27 protein-coding genes are annotated in these 26,396 nt (G+C 61.4%); 5 read left to right on the forward strand and 22 right to left on the reverse strand.

Annotated elements, in window-relative coordinates; genetic code table 11:
- Positions 1-85 precede the first annotated feature (85 nt).
- From HWX91_RS32075 to HWX91_RS32160, 18 genes are all read right to left on the reverse strand, one after another.
- Positions 86-610, reverse strand: a complete 525-nt coding sequence (locus HWX91_RS32075) for a TlpA family protein disulfide reductase (RefSeq protein ID WP_235429544.1) — start codon at positions 608-610, stop codon at positions 86-88.
- Positions 611-708: 98 nt separating this feature from the next.
- Positions 709-1,374, reverse strand: a complete 666-nt coding sequence (locus tag HWX91_RS32080) for a c-type cytochrome (RefSeq protein WP_028197105.1) — start codon at positions 1,372-1,374, stop codon at positions 709-711.
- Positions 1,375-1,818: 444 nt separating this feature from the next.
- A complete protein-coding gene (locus HWX91_RS32085; RefSeq protein WP_028197106.1) occupies positions 1,819-2,343 on the reverse strand; it encodes a TlpA disulfide reductase family protein in 525 nt (174 codons plus the stop codon).
- 287 nt (positions 2,344-2,630) lie between these two features.
- Complete coding sequence (locus tag HWX91_RS32090) at positions 2,631-3,278, reverse strand: thiol:disulfide interchange protein DsbA/DsbL (RefSeq protein WP_028197107.1); 648 nt, start codon at positions 3,276-3,278, stop codon at positions 2,631-2,633.
- Positions 3,279-3,539: 261 nt separating this feature from the next.
- Positions 3,540-3,851: a high-potential iron-sulfur protein gene (locus tag HWX91_RS32095; RefSeq protein ID WP_028197108.1), complete on the reverse strand. Its 312-nt coding sequence runs from the start codon at positions 3,849-3,851 to the stop codon at positions 3,540-3,542.
- Between the two features lie 80 nt (positions 3,852-3,931).
- Entirely contained in the window at positions 3,932-5,560 is a 1,629-nt protein-coding gene (locus tag HWX91_RS32100; protein WP_028197109.1) for a multicopper oxidase family protein, read from the reverse strand.
- Between the two features lie 93 nt (positions 5,561-5,653).
- Entirely contained in the window at positions 5,654-5,971 is a 318-nt protein-coding gene (locus HWX91_RS32105) for a P-II family nitrogen regulator (RefSeq protein WP_028197110.1), read from the reverse strand.
- A gap of 62 nt (positions 5,972-6,033) precedes the next feature.
- Entirely contained in the window at positions 6,034-6,624 is a 591-nt protein-coding gene (locus HWX91_RS40975) for a PCYCGC motif-containing (lipo)protein (protein WP_042275180.1), read from the reverse strand.
- Positions 6,625-6,903: 279 nt separating this feature from the next.
- Positions 6,904-7,107, reverse strand: coding sequence for a DUF2933 domain-containing protein (locus HWX91_RS32115; RefSeq protein WP_042275182.1), 204 nt, complete (start codon positions 7,105-7,107; stop codon positions 6,904-6,906).
- A 53-nt stretch (positions 7,108-7,160) separates the two neighbouring features.
- The gene (locus tag HWX91_RS40980; RefSeq protein ID WP_028197111.1) at positions 7,161-7,484 is read right to left on the reverse strand and encodes a hypothetical protein; all 324 of its coding nucleotides are present in this window, start codon (positions 7,482-7,484) and stop codon (positions 7,161-7,163) included.
- A 197-nt stretch (positions 7,485-7,681) separates the two neighbouring features.
- A complete protein-coding gene (locus tag HWX91_RS32125; RefSeq protein WP_028197112.1) occupies positions 7,682-8,038 on the reverse strand; it encodes a hypothetical protein in 357 nt (118 codons plus the stop codon).
- A 70-nt stretch (positions 8,039-8,108) separates the two neighbouring features.
- Positions 8,109-9,968 carry a protein-disulfide reductase DsbD gene (gene dsbD, locus HWX91_RS32130; RefSeq protein WP_028197113.1) on the reverse strand — a complete coding sequence of 620 codons (1,860 nt, stop codon included), beginning with the start codon at positions 9,966-9,968 and terminating at the stop codon, positions 8,109-8,111.
- Between the two features lie 90 nt (positions 9,969-10,058).
- Positions 10,059-10,415 carry a copper-binding protein gene (locus HWX91_RS32135; RefSeq protein WP_028197114.1) on the reverse strand — a complete coding sequence of 119 codons (357 nt, stop codon included), beginning with the start codon at positions 10,413-10,415 and terminating at the stop codon, positions 10,059-10,061.
- On the reverse strand, positions 10,412-13,618 hold the full coding sequence (locus tag HWX91_RS32140; protein ID WP_028197115.1) for an efflux RND transporter permease subunit: 3,207 nt from the start codon (positions 13,616-13,618) through the stop codon (positions 10,412-10,414). The genes HWX91_RS32135 and HWX91_RS32140 overlap by 4 nt, the downstream gene beginning before the upstream one ends.
- A complete protein-coding gene (locus HWX91_RS32145; RefSeq protein ID WP_028197116.1) occupies positions 13,615-15,171 on the reverse strand; it encodes an efflux RND transporter periplasmic adaptor subunit in 1,557 nt (518 codons plus the stop codon). The genes HWX91_RS32140 and HWX91_RS32145 overlap by 4 nt, the downstream gene beginning before the upstream one ends.
- 11 nt (positions 15,172-15,182) lie before the next feature.
- A complete protein-coding gene (locus HWX91_RS32150) occupies positions 15,183-16,478 on the reverse strand; it encodes a TolC family protein (RefSeq protein WP_028197117.1) in 1,296 nt (431 codons plus the stop codon).
- Positions 16,479-16,566: 88 nt separating this feature from the next.
- Positions 16,567-16,929, reverse strand: coding sequence for a hypothetical protein (locus HWX91_RS32155; RefSeq protein WP_028197118.1), 363 nt, complete (start codon positions 16,927-16,929; stop codon positions 16,567-16,569).
- Between the two features lie 166 nt (positions 16,930-17,095).
- Complete coding sequence (locus HWX91_RS32160; RefSeq protein ID WP_028197119.1) at positions 17,096-17,716, reverse strand: SCO family protein; 621 nt, start codon at positions 17,714-17,716, stop codon at positions 17,096-17,098.
- A 751-nt stretch (positions 17,717-18,467) separates the two neighbouring features.
- Between HWX91_RS32160 and HWX91_RS32165 the strand changes: the two genes are divergently transcribed.
- The 3 genes from HWX91_RS32165 (at position 18,468) to HWX91_RS32175 (ending at position 19,459) form a co-directional block, all read left to right on the forward strand.
- Positions 18,468-18,665: a hypothetical protein gene (locus HWX91_RS32165; protein ID WP_028197120.1), complete on the forward strand. Its 198-nt coding sequence runs from the start codon at positions 18,468-18,470 to the stop codon at positions 18,663-18,665.
- A 204-nt stretch (positions 18,666-18,869) separates the two neighbouring features.
- Positions 18,870-19,271: a phasin family protein gene (locus tag HWX91_RS32170; RefSeq protein WP_255246786.1), complete on the forward strand. Its 402-nt coding sequence runs from the start codon at positions 18,870-18,872 to the stop codon at positions 19,269-19,271.
- Complete coding sequence (locus HWX91_RS32175) at positions 19,268-19,459, forward strand: hypothetical protein (protein WP_052660743.1); 192 nt, start codon at positions 19,268-19,270, stop codon at positions 19,457-19,459. The genes HWX91_RS32170 and HWX91_RS32175 overlap by 4 nt, the downstream gene beginning before the upstream one ends.
- Positions 19,460-19,592: 133 nt before the next feature.
- On the opposite strand, the gene HWX91_RS32180 is transcribed toward HWX91_RS32175, so the two are convergent.
- On the reverse strand, positions 19,593-19,799 hold the full coding sequence (locus tag HWX91_RS32180; protein ID WP_235429543.1) for a hypothetical protein: 207 nt from the start codon (positions 19,797-19,799) through the stop codon (positions 19,593-19,595).
- A gap of 377 nt (positions 19,800-20,176) precedes the next feature.
- On the opposite strand from HWX91_RS32180, the gene HWX91_RS32185 reads away from it, so the two are divergent.
- Both HWX91_RS32185 and HWX91_RS32190 read left to right on the forward strand, forming a co-directional pair.
- On the forward strand, positions 20,177-20,452 hold the full coding sequence (locus HWX91_RS32185) for a DUF4148 domain-containing protein (RefSeq protein ID WP_028197122.1): 276 nt from the start codon (positions 20,177-20,179) through the stop codon (positions 20,450-20,452).
- Between the two features lie 203 nt (positions 20,453-20,655).
- Positions 20,656-20,928 (forward strand): DUF4148 domain-containing protein, encoded by a 273-nt coding sequence (locus HWX91_RS32190; RefSeq protein WP_028197123.1) that lies wholly within the window; start codon positions 20,656-20,658, stop codon positions 20,926-20,928.
- 98 nt (positions 20,929-21,026) lie between these two features.
- Here the strand turns inward: HWX91_RS32190 and HWX91_RS32195 are convergent, their stop codons facing one another.
- From HWX91_RS32195 to HWX91_RS32205, 3 genes are read right to left on the reverse strand one after another with little or no spacing between them, the layout of a single operon-like run.
- On the reverse strand, positions 21,027-22,421 hold the full coding sequence (locus HWX91_RS32195) for a heavy metal sensor histidine kinase (RefSeq protein ID WP_028197124.1): 1,395 nt from the start codon (positions 22,419-22,421) through the stop codon (positions 21,027-21,029).
- The gene (irlR, locus tag HWX91_RS32200) at positions 22,418-23,101 is read right to left on the reverse strand and encodes a heavy metal response regulator transcription factor IrlR (RefSeq protein WP_028197125.1); all 684 of its coding nucleotides are present in this window, start codon (positions 23,099-23,101) and stop codon (positions 22,418-22,420) included. Before irlR ends, HWX91_RS32195 begins: the two co-directional genes overlap by 4 nt.
- A 6-nt stretch (positions 23,102-23,107) precedes the next feature.
- Positions 23,108-26,329: an efflux RND transporter permease subunit gene (locus HWX91_RS32205; protein ID WP_028197126.1), complete on the reverse strand. Its 3,222-nt coding sequence runs from the start codon at positions 26,327-26,329 to the stop codon at positions 23,108-23,110.
- Positions 26,330-26,396 lie beyond the last annotated feature (67 nt).

The following is a 26,396-nucleotide window of genomic DNA, read 5'->3' on the forward strand; positions in this document are numbered from 1 at the left end:
CAGTACGACGAAAAGAAAGAACGTCTCTGGCGATGTACAGGGAGTGGTCTGCCGGCCACTTACTCACCAACTCCTCTTCTGCGGTCTACGCGGGCAAGTAGCGTCGTATCAGCCGTACTATTTGCGCATCGTCCCACGCTGCAGGCCCCAGCTTGCGGCCCGCCTCCTGGCCGTTACGGTCGACAAGCAGCGTGATCGGAATGCCAGTCTCTATCAGGGCAGCTGCGTCGTGGAAGGCGTCCAGATACGGATGCAGGTGCGTAACGCCAGTGTCGCGAAAGAACGCCTGAATCACCGGCATGCCACCCGCGTCGACTGACACCGCGACGACTTCGAAGTGCGGTCCGCCCAGCGTTGCCTGCAGCCGGTCCAGCGCTGGCATCTCCTCACGACACGGAGGGCACCAGGTAGCCCACACGTTGAGCAGCACGACCCGGTCGCGAAAAGCGGTGAGGCTCGTCGCTTCGCCGCTCCCGCCCGTAAATCGCAGCGACGGCAACTCGCGCGCACGTGCATGGACCAAGACGCCGCCCACTATCTCGTCGGAGCCGAGACGCCAGTACGCTGTCGCGGCGGCGGCCAGACCCGCGGCTCCGAGCCCTGCAAGCAAGGCTCTTCTCGTCGTGCGCCGGACGCGCCCCCCTCCATGCTCCGCGGCGACGTCACCTGGAGGCATTGGCGCATCGGAGTGGCGGGGAGTCTCGTTGTTCATGCGCACTGTCTCCGGATGAACCCCGAGATTTCCTCGGGGCGCGAAAAAACCACCGCGGCGCGATCGCCACGCATGCCGGTACCGACGAGCACAGGCTTGCCGGCGGACGGACCCTCAGCACTGCCGTCCGTTTTGAATCGCAGGTTGAACTCCCAGAAGGCGTGGGCCTTCCCATCGGCCGTGGTGAGGCGGTAAGTATCGCCGCAGTAGCGGATCGCAGTGACCTGCGAAGCCGAGTCCACCTCTTTCAGGTTCGGCAGGCGCTGATCGGGCGCGGACATGCGACCGCTGGAAACCGCCTTGAGGTAAGCAAGCAGATCTGCTCGAGTGCGCGCGTCGGCAATACCAGCAAAGTCCATCGCATTGCCTGGAACCACCGCCGCAGGGTTCGTGAGCCACGCATCCAGGTGCCGTTCGTCCCACACCAGACCGGATCGTTTCAGCGCATCCGAATAGCGCGCGAAACCGGCAGCTGTACCCGCTTTGCGACCCCATATGTCGGCCAGACTCGGCCCTGTCATGTGCCGCCCCGGCGCAAACGAATGACACTCCATGCAGGCGCGGGCGGCTTGCGCGCCGCGCACGAGGTCGCCTTCGCCGTGAGCCGGCGTACCAAAGGCAAGCGCGGCGAAGATCGCGCATCGTTGAAGTGGCCAATTCATTGGACAGATCCTGTTGTGTACGAAGCCAAGCGTTGACCGTGATGTGTGCTTACCCGCGCAATGGCATACCGAATCGCCGCGGCGGACGCCGGAACCGCCGGCGCGAGTGCAAACAGCCCGGCGGGGATCGTAGCCTGTAGCCATATCATGTTCTTGCTCCTTCCGTCGGTTCTGACAGGCGGATCCGTCCAACCTCGGGCTCAGGTGTTACTGGCGCCCCGCTCACAGCGTTTGACCTGCCCTTGCAATCTGCGTCCAGGTCCTGCCCCGATCTTTCGGTATGTAGACGTTTCAGCCAGCCATGGCGCTGCGGCACTTGAGTCCACGCACCGTGCCGAACAGGCCGTCGGTCTCGATACAGCGATTACGGTGCGAGCAGGAGACCCCACGCAACCCCCAGTCACTGCATTACGTGACCGAACTTCACGCCGTTACCGAGCCCCTTTACTTCGACTCTGAGAGTGCGTCCTCAATCATCCGGTGCAGCTCGTGAAAATCGGCCTCGCCAAGAATTCGCTTGAGTATTCTTCCCTTCCCGTCGATCACATACGTCGTTGGGGTGAGCTGCACGTTATGAAACTGCCGGGCAAGACTGCCGTCCGTGTCCATTACGACTCTGAACGGTAAATGATGGGCTTCGGTGTAGTTGGTGACGTATATCGGTGGGTCGTAGCTCATCGCCACCGCGACGAAGTCAAAATGTTCGCCCCTGAACCGGTTGTAGGTCTGGACCATCTGCGGCATTTCCTTGATGCAGGTCGCGCAACTCGTGGCCCAGAAATGGACCAGATATACCTTGCCGCGCAGTCCGGCGGTCGTCAGCTTCTGACCTGACATCAGCGTGAACGTCGCGTCGGGAACCGTTTCTGTCCTGCCGAAAGTCATGTAGGCCATCGCAGCAAGGACGGCAATCACCAGAGCCGCCAGCGCCCAGCCAATTGAAAACCTGAAACGTCGAACGTTTGGCATGGTAAAGCTCCCAATCAGGAACATACCGGTCTGCGTTGCAGGCCTCAAATCGCGGGAGACCGGGCCCGACCAACCAGATGCGAGGCATTCATCCCGGTTACCAATCTCCTTTTCCAGCCGCCAGCGATGTAACGGGAAGCCGTCACGACCCCGGCGCCTGATCACTGCACCACACCACCTGGTCCGACAGGTCTCAGCACGCCCTGGTCTTCACCATTGCACCCAGCACCCTGGCCTGGTCGTGCAGCGACAATATCCGGAAGCACACATGGTCGGGGCGCTTTGGCTTATAGCTTCTTCGCGCGCACTTGCGTCACCAGGTAATCGAGCACCTGCAACACACCTTGCAGGCTGCCGGTCTGCGCCGGGCCCGTCACGTACTTACCCTGCACGGCGAGCGTCGGCACGCCATTGACCCTGTAGCCGCTCATCAATGCCGTCGCGCGTTTCAGGTTGCCGGCAACCGTGAAGGAATTGTAAACGCCGAGGTACGTCTTCCTGTCCACACCTTGCGTCGCGAGGAAGTCGGCCTGTTTGTCAGGCGTCAGCAGATCGTTCCTGTTGACATGGATTTCGCGGAAGACCACCGGCGTCAGCTTGTCGGCAAGACCCATCGCATCGAGCGCAAGCAGCATCTTCGAATGCGGAATGAAGTCGTCGCGAAAGGCCACCGGGACGCGCCTGAAGACAACGTCCGGGCCTTGCTGCCTGACCCACGCTTCGAGATACGGATCAAATTCGTTGCAGTGAGGACAGCCGTACCACATGAATTCGATGATCTGAATCTTGCCGGCCGGCACATCGACCGGCTGGGCGGCGGACAGCACGGTGTAATCAGTGCCGGCGAGCGGAGCAGCGGGTGTCGCATGCGCGAACTGCATCGCGCCAGCAATGAGACCGAAGGAAACCAGTAACGCGCCAAGGACTTTTTTCATGTTGAACCCGTGTTGAATGTCGAGACTCTCATTACAGAAGCAGCCCTGCTCGACCACCACCTGACGATTGCCGGCCACAGTGAGGAGCGTCAATCCGGGGATCCTGCAGGTCCCCAGCGGCGCTGCAGAGCACATTCGCGCAGGCGACGTCCCGCACCGCGCAACTCGCTGGTTGCCACGCAGCGATCAAGATCCGATTGCGGGACCAGGCCGTCATCACAACAGTGAGAGGCCAAACCGCAGACCCTGAGGATGACCCTCTCATGCTTTTTTTACATACGCGCTGCACCAGCCTTTCGCATTCACCAGCTTGCCCGCGAAGATCGTGCAGGGCGCGGTCGCATCACCGGCTTTGCCCTGGAAAAACTGGCAGTTCGCACAGGCCTGGCCTGCCTGAAATTTAGGGTACTTCGCGCGGTCAACCTTGCTCGCATCAGTTTTGTAGCCCAGCGCCTGCGCATTCGTGTCGGATTCCAGGACCGGGGCAGCGTCTGCCCTCGCTTCGAGCGGCAGGCCGAACGTTGACGCAACCCCCACAACGCTGACCATAAAGCTACGGCGGGACGATTTCATGGCTTCACTCCAGATTACCTTCCACTGTTTGCGCTTCGCGACCGCGTAGCGCGTGTACCGGATAGCAGACGTACCCTCCTTTACGCTTCGATCAGATAGTTGCGCATCAAGCCGGAATCCTCGTGCTCCAGCATGTGACAATGGTAGAGAAACATGCCTGTGTAGTGCTCGAACCGGAGCAGCAACCGGATGCGCTCGCCGGGCATCAGCAGCACGGTGTCTTTCCACCCGTCGTCGACCAATCCCGCTGCCACGGTGCGGTGCGCAGCAACGAAATCTGGCAGAACGGTACGGCCGAGCACGCGGAACTGCAGGCCGTGAATGTGCATCGAATGCGCCATCAGCATCATCGAATTCTCGTTACGGAATTCCCAGATTTCTGCGCTGTTGCGCCTCACGGTCTCCGTCTTCGTTACATTGTTCATGTCGAATCGGCGCCCGTTGACCCCCCAGACCATCATGCCCATCGTGATGTTGAACACCTTCGGATGTTGCACATTGATGGCGCTCTGGGGCTGCGGCACCGGTAGCGATGCGAGCCGCTTCGGCAGATCGGCCTTTGCATTCGCGTGCTGTTCGACCGTGACCTTCAGAATGGGGAACGACGCGCCGTTAGGTAGTGGCACATTTCCCATCATGCCGCCCATCGCCATCGCGCCATCGAATGCCAGGCTTTGCAGCGTGAGCTCCGTTCCGACCGGCCGGCCGCTGAAGTCCACCCAGATGTCCACGCGCTCCGCCGGTGCCAACGTGACATACGGACGCGTCACCGGCCGGTCCAGCAGCCCACCGTCGGTACCGATGACCGCAAGCGGTGACCGGTCGCCCCACGCTATCTTGTAAATACGGGAATTCGAACCATTCAGCAGGCGCAGGCGATATGTCCGGGTCGCCACCGGCAACACGAAATCGGGCTTGCCGTTGACCAGAATCCGGTCGCCCAGGAAACCCATCATCCGCGCCATCATCTGCCCCATACCCCCACCACCCATCATGCCCTGCCCCATCATCCCGCCACCGCCCATCATGCTGCGCCCCATCATTCCACCATCGCTTTCGTCCAGATACCTGAACTGGTTCTGGTCATCCAGCACGCGGTCCTGAATCACCAGCGGCACATCGTAAGCATCACTGGGCAACCCCAATGCCGCCTCCTCATCGTCGGCGACAATCAGCAGCCCGGCCAGGCCGAAGTAGATCTGCGCACCGGTACGACCGTCCGGGTGCGCATGGAACCAGTAAGTCCCCGCCCGGTTGAGAACCTCAAACTCGTACACATAATGCTGGCCGTTGGAAATCGCATTGCCCGGATGCCCATCCATTGCCGCTGGCACGTACAGGCCATGCCAGTGGATGATGGTCGGTTCAGGCAATTCGTTGACGAGATCGATTCGCAATTTCTGTCCGCGTCGTACGCGCAACACGGGCAGGTAGCCGTTCGACAGGAAACCGAGACCGCCTGGATCGCCCTTCAGGACCTTGCCGTCGTAACGCCAGACGCGAGTGGGTGGTCCAGCCACGATCGACGCTTGGTCCTCCCTCGCGCTCAACTGGATTTCGAGGTCCGGAACGAACTGCGGATTCCCGGCGCGCGGTTGCGCTCGCGCGGGACGCAACGTCAGTAGCCCGGACGCACCGGCCGCGACAAGACATGACAGTACGGACGAACGCAGGAAAGCACGCCGTGTCAAATCCTCTAACCGTGACATATCGCTCTCCCTGGCCACCGTCGACGCGAGGCCTTCTGCATCGTTGCCTAAGCGATCCGCTCAGCTTGTCTAACGGCGTGTCCGGGCTTCGGCTCAAGGCATCGCTTCGGACGAGGTGCTGATACGGAAAAACCTTTCGACCGGAAACACCGCGATGACTCCGTCCCCGCCCGCGCCCGTATGCGCGATCGCCGTGATCTCCCTGATGAGAGCGTCGACATTCGCGGCCTGGGTAAAAACTTCGATCTTGATGTGATCGGTCGTCCAGTCATCGGAAAAGTAGTTTGGGTGTTCGCCGAACCCTTTGACCTTGCAAACCGTGACACCGTGGATGTGTATCGCACCGAGCCGCTTTTCGAGCTTCTGCAGCACGTCGGACCTGACAATGGCGACAACGGATCTGATTTCCATGATCTCCTCCTGAGTAGTGGATGAGTGAAGCGTTATTCATACTGCCTGGATAAGCCTTGGGGTCACCCTTTCGGCGCCCATTTCGCATCGACGGCTGCCTGGATTTTCCCGGCGTCCCGAACCCCGTTCTGTGTCATCTGATAAGCAATTTCCGCAGTCCCCTGGCACACCGCGCAGTCGACCGCCATCTTGTCTTCAAAGCATTGGAGATTGGAGCGGTGCACACCGCGATTTTCGCAGCCGCACCAGCAGTAGAGCCTGTTCAGCACGGCCGGAATCTGCGTCGCCACCCAGTACGAGTGCCTGACGGCCTTGTCGGAGAATTGAGCCGGATCGAGAACGTGGGACGCGTCCGATCGTCCGCTTGGAATGATGCGCAATCCGTCCGGGCGCAGCATGCCCACCTGCCACGCTGGTTGACGATCGGGCGTTCCGGACAGGTCCGGTTTCGCGGTGGCGAGCCTGAGCAGCCGGTGCCTCGAAATGAGAGGCAGCAAAGCGTACAGCGCCGGGAAGACGGCGAACACCAGGATGAACAGTGCCAGCAGATGCCATCTTTTGCGATCGGGGCGGTGTGTGGTTACCGGCGTGGCTACGGGAGTGTGCGTCCCGTGCGGATTCGCGGCCTTCCGGTTGTAGTATCGACGTTTCATTACACCTTTCCTCCTGTCAGTAGACCGACACTACGGCCTGACATGCATGGCCGTGCTACAGAACCGCGTCCCATGCATCATGCTTACGTGAACAGCGGCCATCCCCTCGATGCCAAGGACAGCAATGAGCCCGATGACTGCGAAGATCGCAATCACTACGTTCAGGATTCCCGATCTGTCAAACATGGCCGCCTCCTTGCAGCTACTGCGCCGGTGCGCCGCTCCCCGCGGCGCAAAGACTGCTGCGCAGACCCGGCATGACTTGCGCTCCGTGACGGATCAGTCATGACGATCCTGTTTGTCCCGATCCGGCTGTTTGCCACGCATCATGAACAGCATCGAAAGCGGGCAGATCAGCACGCAGGCAAGGATGATGAAGTTCAGCAAGGATCCCCGGAACTGGGGCAGTGCCCAGTATCCCAGAGCAGCCAGGGCCACGAGACCCGTCGCCATCGTGACCATCACTTTCGCATTGCGTGTCATGGAGTGTTCTCCCTGATACGGGGTGTGTCCTTCAAAACCGGAACGCCGCCGCATCACTTCGATGGCGAAGTGTCGAGCTTGTCGGCGTACCTGAGCATGATGTCGCCCATCGCCTTCATCATTTCGCCGTGCATCTGCATGGAGGTTCTGGCGTCCATATGTGAGCCTGCGCCCATCATCGGGCAGCTACCCATCATGTCGCCGCCCTTTGCACCGGGCCCCATCATGCCGCCCATCCCGGAGCCTCCCTTGTGCTGCATTTGAGGTGGCGCTTTCGAGTCGCTGTTCTCTCCCCCTCCTGCGGCAGCCATGCTCAATCCGCTCGCGCTCAACAGGAGCGCCGAGAGCGGGACGACCAGCAGCAATTTCGTGTTCATATTGTTCTCCCGAACCCGTGGATGGGTTCACATTGCGTCTTAAGGACGTGTCTATCCGATTGCTCGTACCGGCAGGAGCCGCGTCAGCGCCAGCGTGATAGACGATGGGCATGCGAGTCCCCGGTCAGGGCCGCCTGCGGCACGCGCGTGTGCGCACCACCGCGCAGGCAGTTGGATCGGGACTCGACGATGGAGGACTACAGGGTCCGGGGAGGAGGCTGAAGCGGTTCGGGGATGAACTCGCCGGCAAGCAGAGGAATCGTCGCGCGGTACACGCGCGACGACGGTATGTCGAGCATCACGCGCGTGGCCGGGAGGGCAGCCATACCGCACGAAAGGCTGCCAGGATGAGCATGGCACCCTGACACCGCCCGGGCGGCATGCGCGGCAGCCTTCTGTGCACCGGGCGCCGTGCCGGTAATCGGCGAGGCGCTCATTGGTCGTTGCGTGGCGGACGATGACATCTCCGGGCACGCGGTCGCCTGCGTGGCATAGCCGGCAAGCGGCAGCCACGCGACAAGAAAAAAGGCGACGAATCGGGTCCAGAATTTCATGGCTTCAGTATAGGCGCTGTGGCTGCGCGTCGCCACACCGTGGAAAGAATCGGGACAGCAGTTTCATCACTTACCGTTCCCATCGTTTGAGGTGCGCCAGGAACGCGTCGGCGCCGACGAATCCCACCAGCCGCGCATCATCCTGCTGCTGACCGTTACGGTCGTAGAAAATCATCGCGGGTGGTCCGAACAGCCCGTAGCGCCGCAGCATCGCGGCGTCTGCAGGGCTGTTCTTCGTCACATCAATTCTCAGCAGTTTCCAGTGCGCGAACTCGCTCACGACACGCGGGTCGGAGAACGTGAAGCGTTCGAGTTCCTTGCACGTAATGCACCAGTCAGCGTAGAAATCCACCATGACGGGCTGGCCGTGTGCCGCTTCTAGCGCCCGGTCGAGTTCGTCGGTTGACTGTATCGGTTCGAACCGCGCAACGCTGGCCTTCGCGGTCGTTGCTCCGCTCGTGATACTGCGAAGCGGCTGGAGCACGTCAAGGTTCCCCGACCCCACACCCACCACTTCGGCGATTGCGGCAACCAGCAGCAATACGCCGAGTGCCTTGCCTGTGCGGAGAACACCAGAAGCCTCTGGCGGCAACGGGTCGATGGCGCGCAGCATCATCCCACAACCGGCCAGCAGCAACGCGACCAGCACCATCAGCAGCCAGTCTGGCAGTAACGAATAAACGAACCACAGGGCCGCGGTCAGCAGCATGACGCCCAACGTGTTCTGGACCGCGACCATCCAGCGGCCCGACCTGGGCAGGACGTGTGCGCCGAACGTACCGACCAGCAACAGCGGAAGACCCATTCCAGCGCCCATCACGTACAGGGCCAGCGTTCCACCTGTCACATCGCGGCTATTGGCGATATACAGCAGCGCGCCAGCCAGCGCAGGGGTTGAACACGGCCCGACAATCAGCGCGGAGAGCATGCCCATCACAAACGCCGGAACAATCCGGCCACCGGGCAGACGGCGGCTCCATTCAGCCAGGCGCGTCTGCGCGCTTGCGGGTAACTGCAGCCTGAACACACCGAACATGGCAAGGGCAAATAGCACCATGAGCACGCCGAAGCTGGCCAGTAGCCAGGGCTTCTGCGTCAGGGCCACCAGCGGGATGCCGGCAAGCGCCGCAACGGTGCCCGCCATCGCATAGGTCAGCGCGAGCCCTTGTACATAGGCGAGCGACAGCACGAAGCCTCGCCACCGGTGCGGCGGCTCCCGGCCGCCGCCGATCACAGCGGTCACGATCGGGATCAGCGGATACATGCACACCGTGCCTGCCATCAATAGACCGGCCAGAAGGAAGCCGAGTAATTCCGGCACGCCAAGACCGTTCACCGGTCTCAGATTCAGACTGAAAGCCGCGAACCACCGATTTTCACCGGTGACTGTGCTTTCACCGGAACCGGTCGTTGCTGCTGCGTTCCCGTCATGCGCGATAGCGGTGACGGTCCCGTCGGCCGCGATCCGGTAGGTTCGCGTCAGCGGCGGGTAGCACACGCCCAGATCCGCGCAGCCCTGCGCCGTGACGGACAGCACGATGCCTGACGCGATGACACGAGGCAAAGGAAGCTGGAGTTGCACCGGCCGGTGATAGACCTGCACCACTCCGAAGGTCGGGTCGTTCTTCGATTCTGACGGCGGCATCCCGGTCGGCTTTACAGGCGCGCCATCCACAGCGAAGCTGAAGCGGTCCCGGTACAGGTAGTACCCCGGCTTGGTACCGAAGTCGAGCGTCACCTGCTGCGGCCCACTAAGGCTCACGATCAGCGGAAAGGCATCGGCCGGTGACAGCAGATCGGATTCATTCACTGCATGCGCTGCGAATGCAGTGAACACAAATAGAAGAGCGAGCACCATGCGCAACGCCGGGTTCAGCGTTTCCGCGAGACAGCGCGTGCCGCGGCGTGTGCTGGATGATGTCATTCGCATGGCAATGCTCCTGCTCACAGGATGTGAGCGAAAACGCGCCCCCAGACCCGCCGTTATGCGACGGGCCTGGGAGACGGCGTCAGTGCCCCATCACTGCTGTTTTTCCAGTTTCACGATGGTCAGCGTGCCATTGACGCTTTCAACGCGAACCTTGACCTTCTCGCCTTCCTTCGCCCGCTTGACCATCGACGCGTCCTTGGCCTTGTACGCCATCGTCATCGCCGACATGCCGATGTTCTTCAGGTCGCCGTGCTGCAGCGTCACCATGCCGGTCGACGGGTCGACCTTCCTGACCACCGCGTCCGTGAGGGCGGTGTCTGTCGATGAAGCTGCGTCCATGGCACCTGTCTTCATTTTCGTACCCGCCATCTCGTCGGCGGCCAGCGCGGCGCCGGCAAACGCAGTAGCGGTACAGAACATAGCGGATACGATTAGCAACTTCTTCATTGATTTTCTCCAGGGAGGGTTTGCGGCACGGGTGTGCCAATAGGTACTGCATGAGGTTGAGTTGTTTCTTCGGCACGGATAACGCGTCGGCGCTGCAGCAGAAACCACGCGGCCGGAATGATGAGCATCGACAGGAGTGGCGCTGTCACCATCCCGCCCACCATCGGCGCGGCGATGCGCTTCATCACTTCGGATCCCGACCCGTGGCCCAGCATGATCGGGATCAAACCCGCCAGCACCACGGCGACCGTCATGGCCTTCGGTCTGACCCGCAGCACGGCGCCCTCACGGATGGCGTCAATGAGTGTCGCCTCCGTGAACGGCGCGCCTTGCTCGAGCCGGCTGTTGAGCGCCCCTTTCAGGTACAGGAGCATCACCACCCCGAACTCGGCCGCGACCCCTGAGAGCGCGATGAATCCCACCGCCGTGGCGACAGACACGGCGTGACCGAGAATCCAGATCAGCCAGAAGCCGCCGACCAGCGCGAACGGCACGGTCGACATCAGCAGCAGCGCGTCACCCGCCGAATTGAACGTCAGGAAGAGCAGCACGAAGATGACCACGAGCGTGACCGGAATCACGGTGCGTAACTTGGCTGCCGCGCGTTCGAGGTACTCGAACTGGCCGGACCAGGCGATCGAATAACCCGGCGGCAATACGACGTTCTGCGATACGGCCTGCTGCATCGCCTTCACGGCTGATTGCAGGTCCGTATCGCGAATGTCGACGTAGACATAGCCCGACAGCCGCGCATTTTCGCTACGGATCATGGGTGGGCCATCGGCAATCCTGATGGCAGCGACGTCGCCCAGCGTGATCTGTGCGCCCCGGTCCGTGACAACCGGCAACTGGCGCAGATTGTCGACCGAGTCCCGGACCTCGCGTGGATAGCGGATATTGATCGGGAAACGCTCCCGACCCGCGATGACTTCGCCGACGTTGTCGCCACCGACCGCCGACGACACGACCGACTGGATGTCAGCGACCGACAGGCCGTAGCGTGCGGCCGCCAGCCGGTCGATGTCGACGTCGATGTAGTGTCCACCGTTCAGCCGTTCCGCCAGCGCCGACGTGACGCCTGGAACGTTCTTCACCGCCGCCTCGACCTGCGTGGCGATCCTGTCGATCTGCCCGAGATCCGCGCCGGAAATCTTGACCCCAACGGGCGTCTTGATGCCGGTCGACAGCATGTCCAGCCGGTTGCGGATCGGCGGCACCCAGACGTTCGACAGGCCTGGAATTTTCACGCGCGCATCGAGTTCATCGACCAGCTTCTCAGGCGTCATACCGGGACGCCATTCGCTGCGCGGCTTGAACTGGATGGTGGTCTCGAACATCTCGAACGGCGCAGGATCGGTCGCCGTATCCGCACGGCCTGATTTGCCGAACACGGTTGCCACTTCCGGCACCGTCTTGATCAGGCGATCCGTCTGCTGCAGCAGTTCGGCCGCCTTGTCTGCCGAGATACCCGGTAGCGCGGTCGGCATATAAAGCAGGTCGCCCTCGTCGAGCGGCGGCATGAACTCACCGCCGAGCCGCGACACGGGAATCAGCGTGATGGCGAGCGCGACGACCGCCAGCCCGATCGCCACCCACGGCCGGCGCAGCGTCGCTTCGAGCAGCGGGCGGTATAGACGGATCAGCACGCGGTTGATCGGGTTGGCGTTCTCGTGCGGAATGCGACCGCGAATGAGGTAGCCCATCAGTACCGGCACCAACGTTACCGACAGGCCAGCCGCTGCGGCGATCGTGTACGTCTTGGTGAACGCAAGCGGCGAAAAGAGCTTCCCCTCCTGACCTTCGAGCGAAAACACCGGGATGAACGACAGCGTGATGATCAGCAGCGAAAAAAACAACGCAGGCCCCACCTCGGCTGCGGACTGCGCGATCAGATCCCATCGCTGTGCCGTCGTGATTGGCATATCCGGGTGCCTGTGGTCGTACGCCTCCAGATGCTTGTGGGCGTTCTCAATCATCACGATGGCCGCATCAATCATCGCGCCGATCGCGATCGCAATGCCGCCCAGCGACATCAGATTTGCGTTGACACCCTGATAACGCATCACGATAAACGCAGCCAGCACACCCAACGGCAGCGACAGGATCGCGACGAGAGCACTGCGCAGGTGGAACAGGAACACCGCGCAGACGAGCCCGACGATGATGAACTCCTCGATCAGCTTGTCCTTCAGGTTGTCGACCGCGCGTTCGATGAGCTGGGAGCGGTCGTAGGTCGTCACAACCTCGACACCGGCCGGCAGTGAACGCTTCAGGTCGGCCAGTTTCGCTTTCACCGCGTCGATTGTCGTCAGCGCGTTCTTGCCGGAACGCATGACGATCACCCCACCCGCGACTTCACCTTCGCCGTTCAGTTCAGCAATGCCGCGGCGCATCTCCGGCCCGATCTGGATGCGCGCGACATCCCCAAGCAGCACCGGCGTCCCGGCATCGTTGGTGCGCAGCACGACGTTGCGGAAGTCATCCAGTGAATGCAGATACCCGGACGACCTGACCATGTACTCGGACTCGGCCAGCTCGACCACCGAACCACCCGACTCCTGGTTCGCCTTGCTGAGCGCGTCCGCGACGGTGGCCTGCGTCAGGTTGTAGGCACGCAGCTTGTCCGGGTCCAGGACGACCTGGTACTGGCGAACCATGCCGCCGATGGATGCCACTTCCGAGACGTCCGGCACTGACTTCAGCTCGAACTTCAGGAACCAGTCGTTCAGTGCGCGCAGTTGTCCGAGGTCGTGCTTGCCGGTACGGTCAACCAGCGCGTACTCGTACACCCAGCCCACACCGGTCGCATCCGGCCCGAGCGACACGGTCGCGCCCTGCGGCAGGCGGCTCTGCACCTGGTTCAGGTATTCGAGTACGCGTGAGCGTGCCCAGTACTGGTCGGTCTTGTCGTCGAACAGCACGTAGACAAAAGCATCGCCGAACGACGAGTACGCGCGGATGGTTTTCGCGCCGGGCACGCCGAGCAGCGTCGTCGTGAGCGGATAGGTCACCTGATCCTCGATGACCTGCGGCGCCTTGCCGGGATACGACGCCTTGATGATGACCTGCGTGTCCGAGAGGTCGGGCAACGCATCGAGCGGGGTCTCCGTCACTGAATACACGCCCCAGGCAGTGACGAGCAGGGTCGCGAGCAGCACCAGAAACCGGTTGTGGATCGACCAGCGAATCAGGCGGGCAATCATTTGGCACCTCCGACTGGTTCGACCTTCGTCAGCATGTATCCGTCATCCGACTGCCTGAAAACGAAATGCACGGCCTCGCCAGCCTTCACGTCCGGAAAAGCCGTCGGCGACGGCTTGCCGAAGGTCATCGTCATTGCACCCCAGCCCAGTGCCGGCACGGGTTGGTGCGAGAACGTGATGTCACCAGGTGTGACCTTTTCAACCTTGCCGGTCGTTTCGTAGGTCTGGGCAGCGGGGGCAGTGGTCGCCGCAGCGCCGGAGGCAGGCACCACTGCGGACGTTGCAGACGCGCCGGCGCCAGGCGCGGCGGCGCCTACCAGCTTCGGCAGCACCGATTTCAGGCTGGCTTCGGAGTCGATCAGGAACTGGCCCGAAGCGACGACCTGCTGGCCTTCCGTCAATCCGCCTGTCACTTCCGTGTTGTCGCCGGCATCGTTGCCGACCGTGACCTCGACGGGTTGCAGCCGCCCGTCGCTATTCCGGGCGATCACGACGGACCGCTTACCGGTGGTAATCACCGCTTCCGAAGGGACGAGAAGGCGCGACACAGGTTTCGCTGCACCGATCCGCGCGCGCATCAGCATCCCCGGGGTCAGCTTCAGCCCGGCATTGTCGATTTCGAGACGCGCCTGCAGTGTGCGGCTGCTCGTGCTGATGCCGGGCAGGATTTCGCGGATGTGTCCCGTGAAATGCTGAGTCGGGTCACCGGCAAATACCGCGTCGACAGTCATCCCGGGTCGGACCTGAAGCGCCAGCGCTTCTGGCACTTCGACGATGAGCCATAGTCTGCTCAGCCCGGCGACCTTGGCCAGCGTCTGCCCGGGCGACACCATCGCGCCGTCGCGCACATTGAGTTCGGTCAGCACGCCGGTTTCCGGCGCGGACAGCGTGACGTGTGTCTGCGCCTTGCCGGTCCGGTCGAGACTGGAAATGACACCCTCCGGAATCGACATTGCCCGCATGCGCGCGCGGGAAGCGGCCAGCATGCTGTCATCCATGCCACCGCGCTTCAGCGCCAGATATTCCTCCTGCGGCGCCAGCCAGTCTGGAACGAAGAGCGACGCAATAGGCGCGCCCTTCGCCACACGCTGCATCGGGGCGCTTGCGTACAACTGATCGATGTAGCCCGTCACCCGCGACTGGACGACGTCCGCCATCGACTCATCGAACTGCGTCGTGCCCACCGCGTCGAAACTCTCGGCCGTGTCCTGCCGCCGTACCGTCGCGTATCGAATGCCCAGATTCTGCTGCAGTCCTGCGTCAATCCTGATACCGCTCGACCCGCCTTCGTCCGCATAGACCGGCTCGAGCTGCATGTTCATGAAAGGCGATTTGCCGGGCTTGTCGAAGTGCTGGTTCGGCACCATCGGGTCGTGCCAGTACAGCACCTTGCGACCTGTTTTCGCATCGATTTTGTCGCTGGACGGTGTAGCCGCGACAGCGCTTGCGCCCCCCATCGCCTCGCGATGCGTGCCTGCAACATACCCTGCACCCAGCAGCGCGGCAGCGGCGAACACAGCCAGAACCGCACGCACCAGTTGTTTCTTTTGCATAGTTTTCTCCTTTACTGAGCGGCGGACATGGTGGCGGGCACGACCTGGTATTCCAGCTGCGCCCACGTCTGGGATACATCGCGCTGGAGGTCGAGCACCTGCAATTGGGCGTCGAGTTGCCCCCGTCTGGCAGCAAATGTGTCGGCGAGCGAGCCCGTGCCGGCCTTGTACGCGGCCGTCGCCAGTTGCACGCGCTGGTCGGCCGCCGGCAACAGCGCCTGATTGAGAGTGGCAATGCGCTCACGGCCGTTGGCCAATGTGGCTGACAGCGTCCGGACATCCGCTTCGACCTGGCGCTGCGCGTCCTCGTACATCAGTCGCGCCTTGGTCCCGAGTTCCGCTTTTTCGGCCGCATCCCGGTCCTGGTAGTTCTTGCGATGGATGGGCAACGGGATGCTGACGCCAACCGACACCATGTTCGAGTAGGCTCCGCCGCGCTGCTGGTAGGAGACTTCCCACGTCCAGTTGGGGCTGCGGTTGCTGTTCGCGACGGCCGTGTCGGCATCCGCGACGGCAATCTCTGCAGAAGCCGCGATGAGCGCCGGCTCCACGTGCTGCAGTTCCTCGGGCGGCAGGGAAGTCACGAACGACTGGGGCGCCGGCGGCTCGCCGGCTACGTCAGTGACCGGTGCTGCAGTCCATCGCGACAGCGCAATCAGTGAGGTCTGCAACGTCTGTTGCGACTTGAGCAACTGGTCCTGCGTCTGCGCCAGCATGAGCTGGGCTTGCGTGACGTCGGCCGCAGACGCTTTTGCACCCCGGTAGGAGGCCTGCGTGGCCGCAAGCTCATGCGTCATGTGCATGATCAGCTCCTGCTGCAACGCCACCGTTTTTTTGGCGTAGGCCGCGTTCAGCCACGCGGTCGCGGTTTGCTGACGCGTGTTGGTGAATTGCGTGAGATAGCCCGACCGCTCGCGGTCGACGACCTGGTTGGCCAGCGCCGACCGTAACCGGCGCTTTTCAGGTGAAACCCACTCCTGTTCGATGCCGATACGGCGCATCGTCATGAAATCCTGGCCAATCGTGAACCGTTGCGGTCCGTTCACCGGCAGATTGTCGACCCCGGCCTTGAGCATCGGGTCCGGCAACTGGCCGGCACTGATGACCGCCTCTGAACTGGCTCGCACGGATGACTGGGCGGCCTGCATCGCAGCGGATCGGTCCGTCGCGGATTGCAATGCGGCATCAAGTGTGAGTGGTGCCTGCTGGGCGTGCGCTGCCGCACTCGCAAAGGCGAGCAACGCGAAAAGCGTGTGCGCGTGCACCGTTGCACGCCGTAACGACGGCGTGCCGAATGTTAAAGACATGTTCTAACCCCAAACGGTCGAATTCCATAAGGAATCACGTCCTGGACGCAGGACGACCTCACCGCGTACGCGGCGAACTTCAAGGGGATTAGATAGCGCGGGGCGGTCGCCAGAAACCGCCCGGCTCACGGACGGGCAGCGATTGTGCGTAGTGGAAAACGACGGGGCTGGAGTGCCCGGCGGGATGGGTCACCTCGGTGCTCGAGACCGGGTGATAGAGACTGCCGACCTGGCATTGCGCCGTCACCTTGCAGGAAAAACCTTTGGCCTTCCCGGCCGGTGCAGACTTCATGTTTTCGCAGCCGGCCATGTCAGACGACATCGCACCGCTTTCACCGGCGCCCATGCTCATCTGCATCGGACACGCGCCCGTCAGCCCGCTCGCAGCCAGCCCGCTGACGGGTAGCGCGACGCAGAGCAGCAACAGGAACAGTGTCCGGAGGAATTTCATGGCGGGGATTATAGCGTGAAAAATATAGCCGGTTTGTGGCGTCGTCTACTGGTCGTGCCGCCCACCTCGACTTGATGGTGCAGTTGGCCAGAGCGGGTATTCTGCTGCAGTGGGACGGTCACCGGAATTGCGCCGGCACGCAGTCTTGCGCTTTTCATCCTGGGCTTCAGTTGGTCGCGACCAGATTCTGGTACGTGTGTAACAGGTCGTCTGCGGTAGCGAGGCCATCGATCCGCAGCCAGGGTTTTCCGGGCGCCGCGCGCAGCAGTACCACCGGGTTATGGTCCATCTTGTCCTCGTGATACACATTGAACGCCTTCTGGGTTGCAATGCTCGCAGCGACGGTACCGGTATAGTGCTGCCACTCGGGACCCGCCCCAAATCTCATCGCGTATTCCCTCAGGCGGGGCGGCGTATCGTGCTCCGGATCGATCGAGATCGAAGCGATGTGTACCCTGTCCCGGTCCCGGCCGAGTTCGCTCTGCAATTGCGAGAGCGTCTGGCTTGTCACTGGGCAGATCGTCGTGCAGGACGTGTAGATAAAAGTCAGGACCACCGGGCGGCCGTCGTCCAGCTCATTCTTCAGGGAAACGGGCTGGCCGTCATCGCGCACCAGCATCACGGACGGGAGCGTGTAGTCCGCCGTTGATGTAATCGTGTCCGGCTTCATGTGATGGTGGGCATGCGGATCGGCGCCCTGCGCGAATGCATAAGGGGCAGCCGTAGCGATCGTGCTCACGGCCGCGATCGCCAACGCCCTGCCCCATGCTTTTGTGAACGTTCTCATTGCCCCCTCCAGCAACAATCGACAGGCCGACGCAACTAAACCGTTTCCGATTGTGCGTTCTCACTTCTGCCCGCGTTTGTATTTTGCAGGCGGCCGATGGAACCTGGCATGGGGCAACACCCTACTGACGCGGGAGGGCAATCCATCGAAGTTTCCGTGGCCAGGCGGGCGTCAGACTTGAGGCCAACGCATGGTTTTGTTAAGGCGGCGGAGAGGGGCAACAGGCATCGGCAGGCAGGTGATGACCTTCCGGTGATTCTTGTTGTGCAGCGTGGTAAAGGGCTTGCACCGGATCGCTGCCGCGGATGGTCTCGCTCGCTGACCATGCGGCGAAACCTTTCTGGTACCACCAGTAGGTCAGGGGTGCAACGACAAGCTAAAGCCCTGCGCGATATCGGCGACATTCCTTTACAGCAGAGCCGTAGCGCCCTGTCCGTACCCGCAACGCAAAACTGGCGCTGCCCTGGTAGGCTTCCCATGGTCGCAGGCGTTTGCGCCGGGCTTTGCTCAGCAACAGTGACGATGGGCGTTTACCCGATCACGGCTCCGGCGAGCAAGGTCACATCAAAAAGTTTATCCCACATATTGATCATTGATGGGAGACGGCATAAAGTGACTTCCTCTGCGCGCAGCATGCCCCCAGTCAGCACAAACGTTTCGCATCCGCGATCGAGGGGTGATCCGGATCGCAGCGGGACGGCAACAGATCAAGTTCCCAGCGAATGCAGCCCCTCTAAGCCAGGAGACGAAGATGCTGAGTCCACATGAATTCGCAACCCTGATGCTGCTCAAGGACGCTCCAGATTCACTCGACCTGGACCGTGCGGATCTCGAAGTCCTGCTTGAACGCCAACTCGTCACGCTGGAACAGCTCGACCACGGGCAACAGCGACCTCTCATCACCATCAATGGTCACTCGGTTCTCAAGGCGGCTGCACGGGTCCGGTAAGCGACATCAGCATCAAACGCGTTGCAGCCCGGTCCCTCTATGACGCGCGGTTGGATCGACGCCTGACCGAGGTTCACGTTGCGAAAATCAGGGAAATTCCTGTTCAATTCGTTCTACATATATTTCCAAAACGGCGGGCCTTGATGCGACACATCGGGGCCACTCGCCCCAAAGCCTTCTTGCCGCGCGAACCTGTTTATCCACTTGTCTGTCGAGCGTTGCGGCGATTCTCAGGAGCATGTCAATGAATCTGTTATTACCCGAACAACTCGCGTCGACTCAAAAGCCCCTCTCGATTCAATGTTTATCCTGGCCAGCAAGACGCTCGAGGGATGGCAGAAGTTGATCGGGCTGAATCTCCAGGCCACCCGATTGACGCCGACGGATGCTCAGGAACGCATACTGGAGGCGCTCCCGTTCAACGACCCGCGAGCGGCGCTTGTGTTGCAGATGAGCCTCATCGGGCCTCTGGCTGAAAAGATCCAGACCTACGAGCGTGATCTGTATGGCATCGTCGCATCTACGCAGGCGGAGTTGGCCGCGGCCCCGGGCACGCAATCGAAACGCACAATTGGGACGTCCAGACCGCTATCCACAGTTTCATGAAGAGGACGCCGGCGCGTTCGGAGGCGGCGGTCGCTGCAGTGAAGTCGACCATCAGTTCCGCCAATAGGCTTTACGAAACCGTGCCCAACACCGTCCAGCAAGCAGCCGAAGTCACGGGAAGCAGCATCGAAGCTACGCTGAACGGCGCATCGGAAGCCGGCAGGAAGCTGGCGGCTCGGCACCGCTGACCGCGAAGACATGAAGATCACTGCGGGGGCGAACGATCCGAGTTTCGGCGATGGGAGCAATCACGCTCGAACTATGGCATGCGCGCGCACGGCCATTCAGGCTGCACTACTGAAAGAACGCGCCCCCGAAAATTCATCGGCGCGGAAAGAGACACAGATGTGTTTTGACATGCAGGTTCGGATTGCCGCAGCGATGTCCGGCGTAGTCCACCTGTTCGCCAGGCGCCAGATCCGTCGGCGGCGTCGCCTTATGCGCAGTCGACGGCGTGTTGCTCGCAACGACCGGCTTGCTGGCAGTCTGGGCGCATCCGGCGAAGCTCGCGACAACGGAGGCCGCCATAAGAAAACTCAATAAATTGCGCATTTCTCACCTGAAAGTTGACGGGACCTTTTTCCCTCAGGTCGACGGGCCGGGTGGAGCGCGAGGTTTGGCCATCGACGCGATGGCAAAGGTAATAGCCAGCACGGCGCCTGAGAGAGCGATGCCCGTGGTCGAGTGACCACAGCGACATCGAGCGGACATCTTGCTCCGCAGTCCTCAACGCAAACATGACGCGAACATTACAAGACGCTCATGCGTGGCGGATCGCAATCCATTGCTTCCCGGGTACGCGTGAAACATGACTGTTTTGTCATCTTGCGATCACCGTAGCGCACCGTCCGCTATGCAAAGTAAAGCCACCTGCCACACGGCAGATTTGACTTAAGGAGGCAACTATGAGGATCGCAAGACTTTCTGTTTTCTTCGTCGCGACATCAATGTCAGCGTTGACATTTGCGCAGACTGCGCCGTCGCAGGGAAAAACACGCGCGGAGGTCGTCCAGGCCCTGGTACAGGCGCAACACGAAGGAACGGTGCCAGCGAACAAGCACAACTATCCGCCGAGCGCCGACCTCGTCGCGCGCAACAAGGAACTGCATACGCTGTCCGTGCATGCCGGTGAGAGCGGTCACGAGCTCGATGCCCACGATAGCCGGTTGGCTTCGCGCTAGTCGAACGGCAGGGCAACGCACGGACTCTTCACACGCCGTCGCGCAAAGCCATAGAAGGGCCGATCATGCTGTGCAGCAGTATCCGGCCTGCTACGGACGCGGTACCTGACCTTTTTATCATCAAGTGATCACGGTGAGGCGTCGTCCGCCGCTCAAACCTGGGCGTGACGTGCCAACCGGTAGTCGTCACCAAGGAGATTCAAATGAACGCTGTAAAGCTCTCTGCACTTTTCGTAGCTGCAACGTTGTCTGCTGGCGCCGTCTCCCAGGCGGCACAGGCGCAAGCCAGGACCCGCGAGCAGGTACAACAGGAACTGATTCAGGCACGACATGATGGCATGATGCCGCTCAGCAAAACGAAATACCCACCGACGGCCGATCTGATCGCACGGAACAGGGAAGTCCATGCTGCGACGATGCACCGGGGAGAGGGCTCCCCCGCAGCAGACCATCATGACAGCATCGCGGCCCGCTAATACGCGACCGCCGGAACGGCAACGCCATTCCGGCGGGTATTCCAGATCCGGCCGAAGGTCATTCGACGCTGCCAGGCGTTGCCGCAATCGGCGACGTGTCAGACAGTCCTTCGTGGAAAGCGCAGCCAGAACGTCGTCCGGACGTGAGGCTCGCTTTCGACGCCACACTCCCCAGCGTGGTTCTGCATGATCGACCTCACGATCGCAAGGCCCAGCCCTGTGCCGGATGCCGAATTGTGTCGCGCCGGATCGACCCGGTAGAAGCGCTCAAAGATGCGCTCGCGGTGCTGTTCACCGATCCCCGGTCCCAGATCGGAGACGGTTATCGTGGTCGCCTCATCGGTCTGCGTGCATTCAACGATGATTTTCGAGTTGCGTGGCGCATGAGACAGTGCATTGGTGATCAGGTTACTAAGCGCTCTCTGGTAAAGAAGCAGATCTGCTTCAACCGTTCCTCGGCCACGCACCTCGATAGCGACCATCGCATCTTCGGCCATCGGCTCGTAGTAACCGGCTACGCGTCCGGCTTCCTGAACAGCGTCCAGCGAACGCACCGTCAGATGGCTCTTTGCGCTATCTGAGCGGGCAAGAAAGAGCATGTCTTCGATCATGCGCGAAAGACGCTGGTACTCGTCGATGCTCGACTCGATCACGCTCCGGTATTCGGCCGCGGTGCGCGGCTTCGACAGGGCGACCTGTGCCTCTGCGAGAAGGTTGGTCAGCGGGGTCCGCATGTCATGCGCCAGATTTGACGAGAACTGACTGAGGCGGGTGAATGAATCGTCGAGCCGCGCGAGCATGCCGTTAAATGCGTGACCCAGTTCCTTCAGTTCGCCCGCCGTGTCCAGCTCAGGCAGTGGATGTGCAAGACGGCTTGTCGACATCTCCTCGGCGCGAGCGACGAGCCGGCGCAGTGGACTCAGCCCCAGCATGGCGATGCCATATGCGAGGCCCGCAGCCAGCATCACGCCAAGCACCTCGATCAGTACGATTGTGTAGGCATAGGCCCTGAGCAGCGCCCGGTCATTGGCCCCATCGTACTGCACGACGACCCGGACAGAAGGGCCAGTGGGGCCATCGAGCGCAACGGTCGTCGCGAGATAGCGAAGCGTCGATTTTGCAGGCATGAAGCCTGACTGTGTATGCGCCATCCGATCCGCGAGCGTCGGCGCGTACGGCACAAATCCTGGTGTGCCGAGCAGCCGGCTACCCGCAGTGTCGAAGATCGCGAGTTCCAGGTTCGGGTGACCGTGTAACTGGTCAACCCACATCTCCGCATTCCGGGCAATGTCGGCGGTAGCCTGGACTTCGGTCAGATGAGCCTGCAACGCGGAAAGCGTGACCGACATTTCCTGGGACGCACCGCTCTCGATCCGGTTGCGCAGCGTTCCATACAGAGCCAGCCCGCTAAGCGCAAGAATGACTGACGTAGATACGACGATCAGTACGGTCAGGCGCAGGCGAAGCGTGCCGGGCAAAACGCGTTTCATCATTGATTGCCAGCGCTCCTTACTTCGAGCACATACCCCATGCCCCTTACCGTATGAACCAGCTTCGGCTCGTACGCGTCGTCAATCTTGGAGCGTAGTCGCCGTATCGCCGCGTCCACGACGTTCGTGTCGCTACTGAAGTTCATGTCCCAAATCTGGGATGCTATCGTCGCACGAGGCAGGATTTCGCCTTCACGGCGCATGAGCAGCCACAACAGCGCGAACTCCTTGGCCGTTAGCAGGATCGTATCGCCCTGACGCGTTGCCTTGCGTCGTGTGAGATCCAGTTCAAGGTCGGCCACCTTGAGCGTCGTTGATTCTTTCGGTTGTCCGCGGCGCAGGATGGAGCGCACGCGCGCAACCAGTTCAACGAAATCGAACGGTTTGGCAAGATAGTCGTCCGCACCCAGTTCCAGTCCTTTTACACGGTCACCGACATCGTCCCGTGCGGTCAGGAACAGCACCGGCGTCGAACGGCTGCGGCGAAGATTCTCGATGACCGTCCATCCATCCTTACCGGGCAGCATGACGTCCAGGATAATGAGGTCATAGTCCTCGGTCGTCGCCTGATGTAGCCCGGTCACACCATCTTCGACCCAATCGACGACGTACCCCGCCTCTGTCAGCCCCTTGCGCAGGTAGGTACCTGTCTTGGGCTCGTCTTCCACTATTAAAATTCGCATCCCGTATCACCTTGAAGAGTTGCCAAAGCGGCGCAGCACGGCTCCAGGCGCCCACTTTGAGAGTCTTGCGCTGATGACTGAGCGCAGCGACACCGAATGGGAGACCCGATACAGCACTGGTAGTACCAGCAGCGTGAGTGCTGTCGAGGATAGAATGCCACCGATTACGACGGTCGCAAGCGGGCGCTGAACCTCGGCGCCGGTGCCAGTCGCAAACGCCATGGGCAAAAAACCCAGCGAAGCAACGAGCGCTGTCATCAGCACGGGACGAAGTCGGGTCAACGCACCGTCGCGCACTGCGGCATTCAACTCAACCCCTTCGTCGCGAAGGTTGCGGATGAAAGAGATCATCACAAGGCCGTTCAGCACGGCGACACCCGATAGCGCAATAAACCCGACCGCCGCCGTGATGGAAAGCGGGATACCCCGCATCCACAACGATACGACGCCTCCGCTCAGCGCGAAGGGGATACCGGTAAAGACCAGCAGACCATCCTTGACGTTGTTGAACATCACAAAGAGCAGAACGAACACCATCAGCAAGGCTACCGGCACAACGATCTTCAAACGTTCGCTCGCGCTTTGTAGCTGTTCGAACTGGCCGCCCCATGACAGCCAGTAGCCTGAAGGCACCTGTACATCCTGACGAAGCTGATCCCTAGCATCCGCCACGAACGATCCTACATCACGACCGCGAACGTTCGCGCTAACTACCACCCGGCGCTTGCCGTCTTCCCGGCTGATCTGGTTGGGTCCCGGGGCGACATCAACGGTGGCCAGTTCCGCGAGCGGCACGTAGGGCGCCTGCACGACCGGGCCACTCGCACCTGTTGCTGCGGAGAACGGCAGCGCGATCGGCAACCGCTTGATGGCTTCGATGTCCGAACGCAATTCGTCCGGTAAGCGCACCACAATGTCAAAGCGTCGGTCACCCTGGAACAGGGTACCAGCCTTCTGTCCGCCTACCGCCGCCGCGACCGTATCCTGTACGTCACCGACGCTCACCCCATAGCGGGCGAGCTTTTCGCGATCAAGATTGATCGTCAGCACCGGCAGCCCCGTGGTCTGCTCGACTTTCACCTCCGACGCACCTGGCACCTTCTGGAGGGCTGCAGCAATCTGGTTTCCCGTATCGTTCAGGACGGTCATGTCGTCGCCGAAGATCTTGACCGCAACATCACTGCGCACGCCGGAAATCAATTCGTTGAACCGCAACTGGATCGGCTGGGAGAATTCGTAGGCGTTGCCCGGCAGTTCCGCAAGCGCAGTCTCGATCTCCCGGATCAGTTCATCGCGCGACTTCTCCGGATTTGGCCACTGTTCGACCGGCTTGAGCATGATGTAGCCGTCCGACAGATTCGGCGGCATCGGGTCTGCCGCGATCTCCGCCGTGCCGGTACGCGCGAATACGCGGCCTATCTCGGGGAATCGCTGTTTCAGGGTCTTCTCGATCGACTGCTGCATGGCGACCGACTGCGAGAGGCTGGTTCCCGGAATTCGCAGGGCGGACACGGCAAGGTCGCCTTCGTTAAGGTTCGGAATGAATTCGCTCCCCAGCCGGGTAGCCATCAGCATCGTGACAGCCACGATGCTGATGGCTCCGGTCAGAACCCGCTTCGGTCGTGTCATGAACGCGCCGAGCACCGGTTCATACAGGCGTTTAGCCCAGACCATAAGCCGGTTCTCTTTTTCCTCGACGCGTTCTCCGATGAAAAGTGCGACCGCCGCAGGAATAAAGGTGACCGTCAACACCATTGCCGCAGCAAGTGCCATGACGACCGTGATCGCCATCGGGTGAAACATCTTGCCTTCGACGCCCGTCAACGCAAAGATCGGCAGGTAAACCACCATGATGATGAGCTGGCCGAAGATCAGTGCCCGTCTCGCCTCCTGCGAGGCAGCAAATACCCCGGCAAACCGTTCGTCGCGTGTCAAAGGCCTGCCCGCGGTTGCCTGTGCGTGCGATAGACGTCTGATACAGTTTTCGACGATCACGACCGCACCGTCGACGATGATACCGAAGTCCAGCGCCCCGAGACTCATGAGGTTCGCGCTGACCTTGGCATTTACCATCCCAGTGAACGTCATCAACATGGACAGGGGGATCACCAGTGCGGTAATGAGTGCGGCCCGGATATTTCCGAGAAAGAGGAAAAGCACGGCGATGACGAGCACCGCACCTTCGAACAGATTCTTCCTGACCGTCTGAACCGCCTTTTCCACCAGCACGGTACGGTCGTAAACAGGGACGGCGCGCACGCCGGGCGGCAGCGACCGGTTGACATCGTCCATCTTCGCCGATACCGCTTTGGCTACGGTGCGGCTGTTCTCGCCCATCAGCATGAACACCGTGCCCAGCACCACCTCTTCGCCGTTGGCCGTGGCGGCGCCCGTGCGCAATTCCCGGCCGATGTCGACCTGGCCAACATCCTTCATGCGCACAGGAACGCCGCCAACATTTGTCAGTACAACGTTGGCGATGTCGTCGACCGAGCGCGCCTGACCCGGCACCCGCACGAGATATTGCTCGCCACGCTTCTCGATGTACCCTGCTCCGACATTGTCGTTGTTCCGTTCGAGAGCGCGAACCACATTGGCGAGCGTCAGGCCGTACGACATCAATTTTGTCGGATTCGGTGCAACGCGAAACTCCTTCACGAAGCCGCCTATCGAGTTGACTTCGGTGACGCCTGGCACATTGCGCAGCTGCGGCTTGATCACCCAGTCCTGCAACTCGCGAAGATCGACGGGCGTGTAGGGTTTGCCATCCGGCTTGCGCGCGGTGGAATCAGCCTCCACCGTCCAGAGAAATATCTCCCCGAGCCCGGTCGAGGTCGGCCCCATGGCTGGCATGGCGCCCGGCGGCAACTTGTCCTTCGCCTCCTGAATCCGCTCGTTGACCAGCTGGCGCGCAAAGTAGATGTCGGTGCCATCCTTGAAGATGACCGTTACCTGAGACAGCCCGTAGCGCGAGATCGAGCGCGTCTGCTGGAGATCAGGAAGACCGGCCATCGCGGTCTCGACCGGATAGGTAATCCGCTGCTCCGCCTCGAGCGGCGAATAGCCAGGCGCAGCCGTATTGATCTGGACCTGGACATTAGTGATATCGGGCACTGCGTCGATGGGCAGCTTCTGGTAGCTGTAGACACCCAGCGCCGCGACTGCGGCGATCGCAAGCATTACCAGCCAGCGATGCGCAATCGCGAAGCGAATCAAGCGCTCAAACATTGGGAGAATCCTTTAAGGCCGGGGAGATTGTGTGCGCGCCCGTGGTCAGGGGCGCAATGAATCGCAT

It is taken from the genome of Paraburkholderia fungorum (genome assembly GCF_902833645.1).
GTDB classification, from domain to species: Bacteria; Pseudomonadota; Gammaproteobacteria; order Burkholderiales; family Burkholderiaceae; genus Paraburkholderia; species Paraburkholderia fungorum.

Coding starts and splice junctions, on each gene's coding strand:
- HWX91_RS32080 (WP_028197105.1), bottom strand. CDS start 1,374: ATGAATTGGCCACTTCAACGATGCGCGATCTTCGCCGCGCTTGCCTTT.
- HWX91_RS32085 (WP_028197106.1), bottom strand. CDS start 2,343: ATGCCAAACGTTCGACGTTTCAGGTTTTCAATTGGCTGGGCGCTGGCG.
- HWX91_RS32090 (WP_028197107.1), bottom strand. CDS start 3,278: ATGAAAAAAGTCCTTGGCGCGTTACTGGTTTCCTTCGGTCTCATTGCT.
- HWX91_RS32095 (WP_028197108.1), bottom strand. CDS start 3,851: ATGAAATCGTCCCGCCGTAGCTTTATGGTCAGCGTTGTGGGGGTTGCG.
- HWX91_RS32100 (WP_028197109.1), bottom strand. CDS start 5,560: ATGTCACGGTTAGAGGATTTGACACGGCGTGCTTTCCTGCGTTCGTCC.
- HWX91_RS32105 (WP_028197110.1), bottom strand. CDS start 5,971: ATGGAAATCAGATCCGTTGTCGCCATTGTCAGGTCCGACGTGCTGCAG.
- HWX91_RS40975 (WP_042275180.1), bottom strand. CDS start 6,624: ATGAAACGTCGATACTACAACCGGAAGGCCGCGAATCCGCACGGGACG.
- HWX91_RS32115 (WP_042275182.1), bottom strand. CDS start 7,107: ATGACACGCAATGCGAAAGTGATGGTCACGATGGCGACGGGTCTCGTG.
- HWX91_RS40980 (WP_028197111.1), bottom strand. CDS start 7,484: ATGAACACGAAATTGCTGCTGGTCGTCCCGCTCTCGGCGCTCCTGTTG.
- HWX91_RS32125 (WP_028197112.1), bottom strand. CDS start 8,038: ATGAAATTCTGGACCCGATTCGTCGCCTTTTTTCTTGTCGCGTGGCTG.
- dsbD (WP_028197113.1), bottom strand. CDS start 9,968: ATGCGAATGACATCATCCAGCACACGCCGCGGCACGCGCTGTCTCGCG.
- HWX91_RS32135 (WP_028197114.1), bottom strand. CDS start 10,415: ATGAAGAAGTTGCTAATCGTATCCGCTATGTTCTGTACCGCTACTGCG.
- HWX91_RS32140 (WP_028197115.1), bottom strand. CDS start 13,618: ATGATTGCCCGCCTGATTCGCTGGTCGATCCACAACCGGTTTCTGGTG.
- HWX91_RS32145 (WP_028197116.1), bottom strand. CDS start 15,171: ATGCAAAAGAAACAACTGGTGCGTGCGGTTCTGGCTGTGTTCGCCGCT.
- HWX91_RS32150 (WP_028197117.1), bottom strand. CDS start 16,478: ATGTCTTTAACATTCGGCACGCCGTCGTTACGGCGTGCAACGGTGCAC.
- HWX91_RS32155 (WP_028197118.1), bottom strand. CDS start 16,929: ATGAAATTCCTCCGGACACTGTTCCTGTTGCTGCTCTGCGTCGCGCTA.
- HWX91_RS32160 (WP_028197119.1), bottom strand. CDS start 17,716: ATGAGAACGTTCACAAAAGCATGGGGCAGGGCGTTGGCGATCGCGGCC.
- HWX91_RS32165 (WP_028197120.1), top strand. CDS start 18,468: ATGCTGAGTCCACATGAATTCGCAACCCTGATGCTGCTCAAGGACGCT.
- HWX91_RS32175 (WP_052660743.1), top strand. CDS start 19,268: ATGAAGAGGACGCCGGCGCGTTCGGAGGCGGCGGTCGCTGCAGTGAAG.
- HWX91_RS32180 (WP_235429543.1), bottom strand. CDS start 19,799: ATGGCGGCCTCCGTTGTCGCGAGCTTCGCCGGATGCGCCCAGACTGCC.
- HWX91_RS32185 (WP_028197122.1), top strand. CDS start 20,177: ATGAGGATCGCAAGACTTTCTGTTTTCTTCGTCGCGACATCAATGTCA.
- HWX91_RS32190 (WP_028197123.1), top strand. CDS start 20,656: ATGAACGCTGTAAAGCTCTCTGCACTTTTCGTAGCTGCAACGTTGTCT.
- HWX91_RS32195 (WP_028197124.1), bottom strand. CDS start 22,421: ATGATGAAACGCGTTTTGCCCGGCACGCTTCGCCTGCGCCTGACCGTA.
- irlR (WP_028197125.1), bottom strand. CDS start 23,101: ATGCGAATTTTAATAGTGGAAGACGAGCCCAAGACAGGTACCTACCTG.
- HWX91_RS32205 (WP_028197126.1), bottom strand. CDS start 26,329: ATGTTTGAGCGCTTGATTCGCTTCGCGATTGCGCATCGCTGGCTGGTA.